The following is an 11,179-nucleotide window of genomic DNA, read 5'->3' on the forward strand; positions in this document are numbered from 1 at the left end:
TCGTGGGACTTTTTACCAAGCCTGCTATCGGACTCCTAAGCTTGATCTCCGTCAACTGTGGCGTGGGCGGATGCGGTGTTATCCTGTGCGCCCATTTGCCGGCGGCCCTTGTACGCCGCGCAGCGTAGCCCTGATCAAGGTGATGTCATGACTACTCGCACCGAGGCCGTGAAAGCCTATCTGCTCGACCTGCAAGACCGCATCTGCGCCGCCCTGGAAACCGAGGACGGTGGCACTCGCTTCGTCGAGGACGCCTGGACCCGACCTGCCGGCGGTGGCGGGCGCACCCGAGTGATTGAAAACGGTACGGTCATCGAGAAGGGCGGCGTCAACTTTTCCCACGTCTTTGGCAGCGGTCTCCCACCCTCGGCCAGCGCCCACCGGCCGGAGCTGGCCGGGCGCGGCTTCGAGGCCCTGGGTGTGTCGCTGGTGATCCACCCGCACAATCCCCACGTGCCTACGTCCCACGCCAACGTACGCTTTTTCATCGCCGAAAAAGAAGGCGAAGAGCCGGTCTGGTGGTTTGGCGGCGGTTTCGACCTGACCCCTTACTACGGCGTGGAAGAAGATTGCGTGCATTGGCACCGCGTCGCCCAGCAAGCCTGCGAGCCCTTCGGCCCGGAGGTCTATTCGCGCTACAAGGCCTGGTGCGACAGCTATTTCCACATCAAGCATCGCAACGAACCGCGCGGCATCGGCGGTCTGTTTTTTGATGACCTGAACGAATGGGACTTCGATACCAGCTTCGCCTTCATGCGCGCCATCGGCGATGCCTACATCGATGCCTACCTGCCTATCGTGCGACGCCGCAAGCACGACCCGTTTACCGCCGCGCAACGACAATTCCAGGAGTTCCGCCGTGGGCGCTACGTGGAATTCAACCTGGTCTATGACCGTGGCACCCTGTTCGGCCTGCAATCGGGCGGGCGTACCGAGTCGATCCTGATGTCGCTGCCACCGCAGGTCCGCTGGAGCTACGACTGGAAAGCCGAGCCGGGCAGCGAAGAGGCGCGGCTGACCGATTATTTCCTGCAGGATCGCGATTGGCTGGCTACGGCCTGAACGGGGAAAGTCCATGGATCACTACGTTGTAATGGGTAACCCGATCGGCCACAGCAAGTCGCCGTTGATCCATCGCCTGTTCGCTGAGCAGACCGGGCAAGCGTTGGACTACACCACGCTGCTGGCGCCACTGGAGGACTTCGCCGCTTGCGCCCGGGAATTTTTCCGTGAGGGGCGTGGGGCAAATGTCACCGTGCCGTTCAAGGAGGACGCCTTTCGCCTGGCTGACAGCCTGACCGAACGGGCGCAACGGGCCGGGGCGGTCAACACCTTGAGCAAACAGGCCGACGGCCGCCTGCTGGGCGACAACACCGACGGCGCCGGGCTCGTTCGGGACCTGACCGTCAACGCCGGTTTCAGCCTCAAGGGCAAGCGCATCCTGCTGCTGGGCGCCGGCGGCGCGGTACGGGGCGCCTTGGAGCCGTTGCTGGCGGAAGCGCCGTCGTCGGTGATCATTGCCAATCGCACGGTGGAAAAAGCTGAATTGCTGGCTGAGCTGTTCGCCGACCTGGGTCCGGTCTCGGCCAGCGGTTTCGACTGGTTGCGCGAGCCGGTGGACCTGATCATCAATGCCACATCCGCCAGCCTGTCAGGCGAAGTACCGCCGATTGCCGGAAGTCTGATCGAGCCAGGCAAGACATTCTGCTACGACATGATGTATGGCAAGGAGCCGACGTCGTTCTGCCGCTGGGCCGAAGAACACGGCGCGGCGGTGGTGATGGATGGCCTGGGCATGCTCGCCGAACAGGCGGGCGAAGCGTTTTTCCTGTGGCGTGGCGTACGTCCGGACACCGCCCCGGTGCTGGCGGAGTTGCGCCGTCAACTCGCTGCGGTCAATCCCTGAAGAGGATCGGGCATTTCTCCGGTCCTTCCAGCTTCAACAACTCCTCCACCACCGGCGGCCTTGCCCCACGCAAAGTCAGGCTGCGCCCCTGGCTGCGCAGGCGCCGGGCTTCCTGGTGGAGCATTTCGACGCCGGAGTAATCGATGAAGTTGATCTGCTGGGCGTCGATGATCACCTGCTGGGCGGGCATGCGTTGCAGGCGCACTTGCAAATAATGGCTGGCGCCGAAAAAGATCGAGCCGCCCACCCGCAAGACGTCCGCCTCACCTTCCCGGAAATGCTGCACCCGCGGTTGCGAAGTGCGCTTGAGATAGAAAAACAGCGAAGCCAACACGCCAGCGTAGATAGCCGCTTGCAGTTCAAGCAGCAGCGTGGCCAGGCAGGTGAGCCCCATCACCAGGAATTCGGAACGACTCACACGGTACAGCGCCCGGATACCCCGATGGTCCACCAGGCCCCAGGCGATCAGCAGAATACTGCCGGCCATGGCGGGAATGGGAATGTGCGCGATCAGTGTCGCGCCGGCAACCGCGAACAGCGCCACCCACAACGCCGAAAACACTCCGGCCAGGGGCGAACAGGCACCCGCTTCATAGCTGAGACCGGAACGGGTAAAGGAGCCGGCTGACAGCGATCCGGCGAAAAATCCTCCGACGATATTGGAAAGCCCCTGCGCCCTGACTTCCTGATTCGCATCGAGCAGTTGCCCGGAACGGACCGACAACGAGCGGGCGATGGACAGGCTGGTCACCAGCCCGAGCATGCCCACCGCAACGGCACCGGGCAGCAGCCTTAGGATCAACTCAAGGTCCAGCGACAGCGGCGTGAACGGCGGCAGGCGTCCGACAAAGGCGCTGACCAACGCCACATGCCCGAACATCGCGGGCCACGCCCAGACCAACAGGCTGCCAAGGGCCAGCGTAATCAATAAGGTTGGCCAGCGCGGCAGCAATCGTTTGAGGACGATCCCCACCGCCAGCGTCCCCAAACCCAGCAGCAGCGAAGGTTTATCCACAGCCCCGATATGGCTGGCAAGCATAAGCAAACTCTTCAATGCCGTGGCTTCGTTCGGCAGGTCCAGGCCCAGCAGGTTCGGCAATTGCCCGAGGGCAATAACCACCGCTGCGCCCAAGGTGAAACCCAGCACCACCGAGTGGGAGACGAAATTGACCAGCGCACCGAAACGCAACAGCCCGAGCAGCCACTGGAAAATACCTGCCAGCACCGTCAGCAAGAGGATGAGCGTGATGTAGTCCTGGGTGGCAGGCACCGCCAATGGGCTGACAGTGGCGTAGAGGACAATGGAGATTGCCGCCGTAGGACCACAGATCAAATGCCAGGACGACCCCCATAGGCAGGCGATCAGCACCGGCACGATTGCCGCGTACAAGCCGTATTCCGGCGGCAGGCCGGCAATCAGTGCGTAGGCAATGGACTGCGGTAACGCGAGAATCGCGCCGCTGAGGCCGACGATCAGGTCACGGCCGACGCTGGCGCGGGTCTGCCGGGGCAGCCAACTGAGGAACGGAAACAGCGAATGGCGCGTGGGGATTGCCATGGAGCCTCAAAGGATGGGTTTGGAAGCAAGGGTATCAGGACAAGGCACCGTTCTCCCTGTGGCGAGGGGATTTATCCCCGCTGGGTTGCGGAGCGACCCCGGACAGTTCAACACCATTGTCCTGACACACCGAGGCGATACATGGGGGTCGCTTCGCAACCCAGCGGGGATAAATCCCCTCGCCACAAGAGCCGCTCCCACACCATTATGCCTAGAGTTTGGCCTTGACCGCCGCCAACGCGTCCTTGCCATCCATGGTCTTCACGCCGTCCAGCCATTTGTCCAGCACCGCCGGGTTGGCCTTGATCCAGGCCTTGGCCGCTTCGGCGTTGCTGACCTTCTTGTTCACCACTTCGGCCATGATGCTGTTTTCCATTTCCTGGGTGAAGCTCAGGTTGGTCAGCAGCTTCCCGACGTTCGGGCAGGCCTGTGCATAACCCTTGCGCGTCAGCGTATAAACGCTGCCAGTATCGCCAAAGTACTTCTCGCCGCCCTTGAGGTAATGCATTTTCAGTTGCACGTTCATCGGGTGTGGGGTCCAGCCGAGGAACGTCACGAATTTCTGCTTCTTCACGGCCCGGGAGACTTCCGCCAGCATTGCCTGCTCGCTGGACTCCACCAGTTTCCATTCGCCCATGCCGAAATCGTTGGTCTTGATGATTTCTTTCAGCGAAAGGTTGGCCGGGGCGCCGGAACCGATGCCGTAGATCTTCTTGTCGAACTTGTCGGCGAACTTGTTCAGGTCGGCGAAGTTATGCACACCGGCATCCCAGACGTAGTCCGGCACCGCCAGGGTGAATTCGGTGCCGTCCAGGTTCTTCGCCAACTGCGTGACATCGCCATTGGCGACGAACTTGTCATAGAACCCTTGCTGCGCCGGCATCCAGTTACCCAGGAAAACATCAACCTGGCCATCCTTCAGGCCACCGAACGTGATCGGTACCGCCAAGGTGTCGACCTTGGCCTTGTAACCCATGCCCTCAAGCAGGAAACCGGCGACGGCGTTGGTCGCGGCGATATCGCTCCAGCCCGGATCGGCCATCTTCACGGTCTCGCAACTCTGCTCGGCCCACGCCGAAACACTGCTCAACGCCAACAGCCCGGCGGTCAGTACTGTGGATAACTTTTGCATGCGCTTCCCCTTACGTTATTGGTCTATTGGCAGGGTTGTGGATAACGGGCCTTGCGCTCCAGATCGTCGAGGTCGATGTGGTTGCGCATGTATTGCTGGCTGGCATCGACCAGCGGCTGGTGATCCCAGCTCTTGAGTTTGCCCAGGGTCAACGCCTGGGCAACGAAACGACGGCGTCGCTGGCTGGCGAGCACCTGTTGGTGAATGGCTGGAATATCCCATTTGGCCCGCGCTTCGGCGAGAAAATCGTTGAACAGCGCCTGATGCTCAGGCGACTGACTGAGATCCGCCACCTCCTGAGGATCATTACGCAGGTCGAACAACAGGCACGGGTCATCTTCGCTGTAGATGAATTTCCACGGGCCGCGACGGATCATCATCAACGGGCTGACGGTGCCTTCGGCCATGTATTCACCGAAGACTTCATCGTGCCCGCCCTGCCCTTGCAGATGCGGAACCAGCGAACGCCCATCCAGCGGCAAGCCTGGTTCCAGGGTGCCGCCGGCCAGTTCGACCAGGGTCGGCAGCAGGTCGGCGGTGGACACCGCCGCGCCGACGCGGCCGCTGGCAAACTGGCCTGGGGCGCTGATCAGCAGCGGCACGCGAGCGGCCATTTCAAACCAGTGCATTTTGTACCAGAGGCCTTTTTCGCCGAGCATGTCTCCATGATCGCCAGAGAACACGATGATGGTGTCGTCGAGCAACCCGGTGTCTTCCAAGGTCTGCAGCAACTTGCCGACATTGCTGTCGATGTAGCTGCACGCGCCGAAGTAGGCGCGGCGAGCATCACGGATCTTATCCACAGGCAGCGGCTTGCCCCACAGATCATAGACTTTCAACAGGCGTTGGGAATGTGGATCAAGCTCTGTCTGATCCGGGGTGTAGGGCAGCGGGATGTCCTTGTCGTCATACAGATCCCAGAATGTCTTGGGAATCGTGTACGGATCGTGTGGGTGTGTCATGGATACGGTGAGGCAAAACGGCTGGTCGCCGTCCTCGCGGATGTGGTCGAACAGGTACTGCTGGGCCTTGAACACCACCTCTTCATCAAAATCCAGCTGATTGGTGCGCACGCACGGTCCGGCCTGCAGCACCGACGACATGTTGTGATACCAGCTTGGCCGCACATCCGGCTCGTCCCAGTTCACGGCCCAGCCGTAGTCCGCTGGATAAATGTCGCTGGTCAGGCGCTCTTCGTAACCGTGCAATTGGTCCGGCCCGCAAAAATGCATCTTGCCGGACAGCGCCGTGCGATAGCCGAGACGGCGCAGGTAATGGGCATAAGTTGGAACGTCCGCCGGAAAATCCGCCGCGTTGTCATAGGCGCCGATCTTGCTCGGCAACTGACCGCTCACCAGCGTAAAGCGTGACGGCGCACAGAGCGGGCTGTTGCAGTACGCGGCATCGAATACCACGCCGTGGTCGGCCAGGCGTGACAGGTTGGGCAGCTTGATGGGCGACGGACCGTAGATCGGCAACATTGGCGCGGCCATCTGATCGGCCATGATGAAAAGAATGTTCTTGCGCTTCATGTATTCGCGGCATTCCATAGTGAACGGTTATGCGATATTGCTGCGAACGAGCATGTAGCCCATGCTGGTTGGGGTAAAGCCCATGCAAGATAATGACTAGGATAAGCTGAGCTTATGTATGACGCCTTGGGTGACCTGTCCCTGGATCTCTTCCGCGCCTTCGAATCAGCGGCTCGCCAGCAAAGTTTTACTGCGGCAGCGATTGAACTGGGCACGACCCAACCCGCCATCAGCCAACAGATCAAACGGCTGGAAGAGCAGCTCGGTACGCGCCTGTTTGATCGCATCTATCGCGGCATCGAATTGACCGAGGCCGGCGCGATCCTGTTCGAGCAGGTCCAGGCCGGCTTGCAGAGCATCGATGCGGGGCTGAACGCGATCACGGCCCAGCACCAGCATGAAGTGCTACAAGTCGCGACGGATTTCGCTTTCGCCGCCTATTGGCTGATGCCGCGACTGCATCGGTTCCACGCGGCAAATCCGCAGGTGGATGTGAGCCTGGTGACCAGCGAGCGCAACCACAACATGCTGCGCACCGATATCGATGTTGCGGTGCTATTTGGCGACGGTCGCTTCAAACAGGGCGAAAGTCGTTGGCTTTTCAGCGAAGAAGTCTTTCCTGTATGCAGCCCACTGCTGCTCAAGGACCGCCCCCAACCCCTGCCCGCCCACGCCCTCGCGGAATTCCCGCTGCTGCATTTGCGCGGCGGCAACAGCAGCGCCTGGTTCGACTGGAGCGGCGTTTTTCGTGAACTGGGCATCACCTCGCCACCGGCGCCGGGCCAACTGCGCTTCGACAACTACACCCTGCTCATCCAGGCGGCGATTGGCGGCCAAGGCGTCGCTATCGGTTGGCGGCACCTTGTGGATAACTTGCTGGCGCAAGGGTTGCTGTGCCGACCGATCGCCGAAACGGTGCTTTCCCGGTTGGGGTATTACGTGGTCTTGCCCCAACGCAAGCGCCGGGGTGTGCTGATCAAGCTGTTCGTGGATTGGCTGATGGAAGAACAGGCCAATAGTGCGGAGTCGCTTACAGGGTTGCCGCTGCCTTCGATTGCGGTTTGAGGCTCGTGCTCCATCAACCAGGCAATTCCGGGGACCGCTACGCGGCCCAGCGGGAGCAAGCTCCCTCGCCACGGGATGAGCACGCCTTTAGAGGGCGGGCACAAAACTCACATGCTCGCCCACATGCAGGTTCGAGCGCAGTTCATCGACAATGCCCACGGCCACCCGATTGAGGCGCTCCAGGGACTCGGCCATTCCGGACTCCAGGCTGGTGCTGACCTGGCTGAAATGCTCGATGCTCAAGCCCGGCGCGGCGTAGGGCGCGTTGACCAGGGTCCACTGCAAGGCGCTGTTTTTCAGGGCGTCGAGGATTTCCTCGGCGGCATGGCGCTGCAAGTCATCTTCGGCTTCCTGCTCATCGAGGGCAGCGAAATCGCCCACCAGGAACAGCCGGGGGATATTGACCGCCTGCATGCCTGCAATCAGCGCATCCACGGCCAGGACCTGCTCCACCGGGCCGGGAATGAGCGTGCGCTCTACTTGCTCGCTGTTCATTGGCAGCCCCGGTGCGTTCAACAGGCACACCACGGCAGTGGCGCCGGCAACGCTCTGCTTGACCCGTTCGGGGTCGAACAGGTCGCCGGTCTTGGTCCGCAGGCCCGGGCGTGGCGCCAAGGCCGTAAGATCATCGAGGATGGCGATGACTTCGTGCTGGCGTCGCAACAGCTCAGCCATCAACGCACTTCCGAGGCTGCTCATGGCACCATAGAGCACCACTTTGATGACCGGGGTTTCGGCGTTTCTCATGGCTGGTATTCCTTTTTTCCCGCGTGTAAAGGCTCTGACCCGTGGTTAACCGCGAGGGTTCGGCTGGTCTTTCGAGGAGTGACAGATGCAACGGATCAAGGGCTATCACGCCCATGTTTATTTCGACGCCGGCACCATCGATCAGGCGCGGGCCTTGTGTGAGCAAGCGGCGCAGCTGTTCCCGCTGAAGATGGGCCGGGTTCACCAACGGCCGGTCGGCCCGCACCCGGACTGGAGCTGCCAGCTGGCATTCGATCCGCAGTACATCGGCGTGGTCCTGCCGTGGTTGGCGCTCAATCGCAACGGGCTGGTGATATTCCTGCACCCGGACACTGGTGATGATCTGGCCGATCACACCGATCATGCGATCTGGATGGGCGCGGTACGACCGTTGAATCTTTCGGCGTTCGAATCAACAAGCTGATTGCCTTTTGTGGCGAGGGGATTTATCCCCGCTGGCCTGCGAAGCAGGCCCAAAAAGATAGAGCGCATTTTCCCGACATTGCGCGATGACGGACTCTAGGGTCGCTCCCGCGCCCCAGCGGGGATAAATCCCCTCGCCACAAAGTAACTTCGTGCGTTTGGTCATACGCTCGGCTTGCGAAAGGCTGCTGAAAGCTTGCGCGATTAGGATCGCCTCACCTACCGGCAAAAGACCGGTGGCCAGAAACGAGCTTTCGAATGCTCGTGCGGCCTTTTTAACAACAACAATGGTGATTCTGATGTCCGCTGCTACCCGTCCCGTTGCATCCCCTCCATCCGTCCGTCCCGAGCCCTGCATCCTGCGCTGACCGTTCCGGTTCGCCTTTGCCCGCCGCGCCACGCCTGGAGTATTTCCCATGCTGACTTTCCTTGGCTTCGCCATGGTCATCACGTTCATGTTCCTGATCATGACCAAGCGCCTGTCTGCGCTGATCGCCCTGATCATTATTCCGATCCTGTTCGCGCTGTTCGGTGGCTTTGCGCCGAAGATCGGCCCGATGATGCTCGAAGGCATCACCAAGCTTGCCCCGACCGGGGTGATGCTGATGTTTGCGATTCTCTATTTCGCCCTGATGATCGACTCCGGCCTGTTCGACCCGGCCGTGCGCAAGATCCTCAAGATGGTCAAGGGCGACCCCCTGAAAGTTTCGGTCGGCACCGCCGTTCTGGCGCTCGTCGTTTCCCTCGATGGTGACGGCGCGACCACTTATATGATCTGCGTAGCCGCCATGCTGCCGCTCTACAGCCGTATCGGCATGAGCCCGCAGATCATGGCGGGCCTGATCATCCTCGCCGGCGGCGTGATGAACATGACCCCTTGGGGCGGGCCAACCGCTCGGGCGGCCAGTGCGCTGCATGTGGATCCGTCGGACATCTTCGTCCCGATGATCCCGGCGATGCTGGCCGGCGTCGTGGCGATCCTGGCGATTGCCTACATGTACGGCAAACGCGAGCGTGCGCGCCTGGGTGAGCTGCACCTGGCCGGTGACGACATGGACCACAGCGAAATCAGCGTCTCGCAGTTCCCGGACGCCCGCCGTCCGAAGCTGATCTGGTTCAACGGCGCGCTGACCCTGGCCCTGATGTGCACGCTGATTGCCGGCCTGTTGCCGTTGCCGGTGCTGTTCATGGTGGCCTTCAGTATCGCGATGATCGTCAACTATCCATGCCTGCAACAACAGAAAGACCGCGTCGCGGCTCACGCCGGCAGCGTGTTGGCGGTGGTCGGGCTGATCTTCGCGGCGGGTATCTTCACTGGCATTCTGTCGGGCACAGGTATGGTCGATGCCATGTCCAAGAGCCTGCTGGCAGTGATCCCGGACTTCCTCGGTCCTTACCTCGCGGTCATCACTGCGCTGGTGAGCATGCCGTTCACTTTCTTCATGTCGAACGATGCATTTTATTACGGGGTGTTACCAGTTTTGGCCGAAGCAGCCAGCCATTACGGCATCACTGGCGTCGAAATGGCCCGTGCCTCGATCGTCGGCCAGCCCGTTCACCTGCTGAGCCCGCTGGTTCCGTCGACTTATCTGCTGGTGGCCCTGGCCGGGATCGAATTCGGCGATCACCAACGCTTCACCTTGAAGTGGGCAGTACTGGTTTGCCTGTGCATAATGTTCGCCGCCTTGCTGATGGGGATTTTTCCGCTATTCAGCACTCTATAAAAGCAACGCCCGCCGCGTCGCCCCTGTCGGTTAACCGAAGGCGCGGCGCGGCCTAACACTCGCTCAAAGGAACTCACATGGAATGGCTGACCAACCCGGAAATATGGGTTGCCTTCTTTACCCTGACCGCCCTGGAAATCGTCCTGGGTATCGATAACATCATCATGATCTCGATCCTGGTCAGCCGCATGCCCAAGCACATGCAGGCACGCACCCGGATCTTCGGCCTGGCGCTGGCGATGATCACGCGGATCCTGTTGTTGCTGTCCATCACCTGGGTGATGCGCCTGACCGCCGATCTGTTCGAAGTATTCGGCCAAGGCATCTCCGGCCGCGACCTGATCCTGTTCTTTGGTGGCCTGTTCCTGCTGTGGAAAAGCTCTCAGGAGATGTACCACGCGCTGGAAGGCGAAGAGGAAAACAGCGACGAGCCTTCGGTCAAGGGCGGCAACTTCATCTACACCATCATCCAGATCGCGATCATCGACATCGTGTTCTCCCTGGACTCGGTCATCACCGCGGTCGGCATGGTCTCCCATGTACCGGTCATGGTTGCCGCGATCATCGTCGCCGTACTGGTGATGATGCTGGCTTCGGGCACCATCAGCACGTTCATCGACAAGCACCCGTCGCTGAAGATGCTGGCGCTGTCGTTCCTGCTGGTGGTCGGTACCGTACTGATCGCCGAATCGTTCGATGTGCATGTGCCTAAAGGCTACGTCTATTTCGCCATGGCGTTCTCGCTGGCGGTGGAAGCGATCAATATCAAGATGCGTACCGCGATGGCACGCAAGCGCAAGCAGCAGGATCCGGTGAAACTGCGCAAGGATGTTCCGGGTCAGTAAAGATGCAGGGCAATGAACGAAGGGGCTCTTGAGAGCCCCTTTTTTCATGTCTGCAGGAAGCAGCCGGATGCAATACCTGTGGGAGCGAGCTTGCTCGCGATAGCGGCCTGACAGTCGAAGAAAATGTTGGATGTTATGGCCTCATCGCGAGCAAGCTCGCTCCCACAGGGGTGTGGGTGTTTTCGAGGAAGTATTTCATGACAGTTTTGTTTCAAAGCCATCTTCAGCTATGCAATGCTGGCGTCCG

Annotated in this window: 11 protein-coding genes; 6 read left to right on the top strand and 5 right to left on the bottom strand. The window is 60.7% G+C overall.

Features of this window, described 5'->3' with window-relative positions; translation table 11 throughout:
• The first annotated feature begins 147 nt into the window (after positions 1-147).
• Both hemF and aroE read left to right on the top strand, forming a co-directional pair.
• Entirely contained in the window at positions 148-1,062 is a 915-nt protein-coding gene (hemF, locus tag J3P86_RS26470; RefSeq protein WP_434570789.1) for an oxygen-dependent coproporphyrinogen oxidase, read from the top strand.
• A 13-nt stretch (positions 1,063-1,075) separates the two neighbouring features.
• A complete protein-coding gene (gene aroE, locus J3P86_RS26475; protein ID WP_434699157.1) occupies positions 1,076-1,906 on the top strand; it encodes a shikimate dehydrogenase in 831 nt (276 codons plus the stop codon).
• On the opposite strand, the gene J3P86_RS26480 is transcribed toward aroE, so the two are convergent.
• From J3P86_RS26480 to betC, 3 genes are all read right to left on the bottom strand, one after another.
• The gene (locus J3P86_RS26480) at positions 1,896-3,464 is read right to left on the bottom strand and encodes a SulP family inorganic anion transporter (RefSeq protein WP_434699158.1); all 1,569 of its coding nucleotides are present in this window, start codon (positions 3,462-3,464) and stop codon (positions 1,896-1,898) included. The genes aroE and J3P86_RS26480 overlap by 11 nt on opposite strands.
• A 211-nt stretch (positions 3,465-3,675) precedes the next feature.
• Positions 3,676-4,596, bottom strand: coding sequence for a choline ABC transporter substrate-binding protein (gene choX, locus J3P86_RS26485; RefSeq protein WP_434699159.1), 921 nt, complete (start codon positions 4,594-4,596; stop codon positions 3,676-3,678).
• Between the two features lie 23 nt (positions 4,597-4,619).
• Positions 4,620-6,128: a choline-sulfatase gene (gene betC / locus J3P86_RS26490; RefSeq protein ID WP_434699160.1), complete on the bottom strand. Its 1,509-nt coding sequence runs from the start codon at positions 6,126-6,128 to the stop codon at positions 4,620-4,622.
• 114 nt (positions 6,129-6,242) lie between these two features.
• Between betC and J3P86_RS26495 the strand changes: the two genes are divergently transcribed.
• Entirely contained in the window at positions 6,243-7,193 is a 951-nt protein-coding gene (locus J3P86_RS26495) for a choline sulfate utilization transcriptional regulator (protein WP_434570780.1), read from the top strand.
• 87 nt (positions 7,194-7,280) lie between these two features.
• Here the strand turns inward: J3P86_RS26495 and J3P86_RS26500 are convergent, their stop codons facing one another.
• Positions 7,281-7,940 (bottom strand): NAD(P)-dependent oxidoreductase, encoded by a 660-nt coding sequence (locus tag J3P86_RS26500; RefSeq protein WP_434626963.1) that lies wholly within the window; start codon positions 7,938-7,940, stop codon positions 7,281-7,283.
• Between the two features lie 85 nt (positions 7,941-8,025).
• Here J3P86_RS26500 and J3P86_RS26505 point away from each other — a divergent pair, with 85 nt between their 5' ends.
• On the top strand, positions 8,026-8,364 hold the full coding sequence (locus tag J3P86_RS26505; RefSeq protein ID WP_434699161.1) for a DOPA 4,5-dioxygenase family protein: 339 nt from the start codon (positions 8,026-8,028) through the stop codon (positions 8,362-8,364).
• Here J3P86_RS26505 and J3P86_RS26510 read toward each other — a convergent pair.
• Positions 8,353-8,820, bottom strand: a complete 468-nt coding sequence (locus tag J3P86_RS26510) for a hypothetical protein (protein ID WP_434699162.1) — start codon at positions 8,818-8,820, stop codon at positions 8,353-8,355. The genes J3P86_RS26505 and J3P86_RS26510 overlap by 12 nt on opposite strands.
• Here J3P86_RS26510 and J3P86_RS26515 point away from each other — a divergent pair.
• Together J3P86_RS26515 and J3P86_RS26520 are read left to right on the top strand one after the other, a co-directional pair.
• On the top strand, positions 8,780-10,087 hold the full coding sequence (locus J3P86_RS26515; protein ID WP_305497791.1) for a CitMHS family transporter: 1,308 nt from the start codon (positions 8,780-8,782) through the stop codon (positions 10,085-10,087). The two genes, J3P86_RS26510 and J3P86_RS26515, sit on opposite strands and share 41 nt — an antisense overlap.
• Positions 10,088-10,164: 77 nt before the next feature.
• A complete protein-coding gene (locus J3P86_RS26520) occupies positions 10,165-10,932 on the top strand; it encodes a TerC family protein (protein ID WP_305497790.1) in 768 nt (255 codons plus the stop codon).
• Positions 10,933-11,179: the final 247 nt, after the last annotated feature.

Origin of the sequence: Pseudomonas sp. D1-1, assembly GCF_051132225.1 — a bacterium.
Lineage (GTDB): Bacteria > Pseudomonadota > Gammaproteobacteria > Pseudomonadales > Pseudomonadaceae > Aquipseudomonas.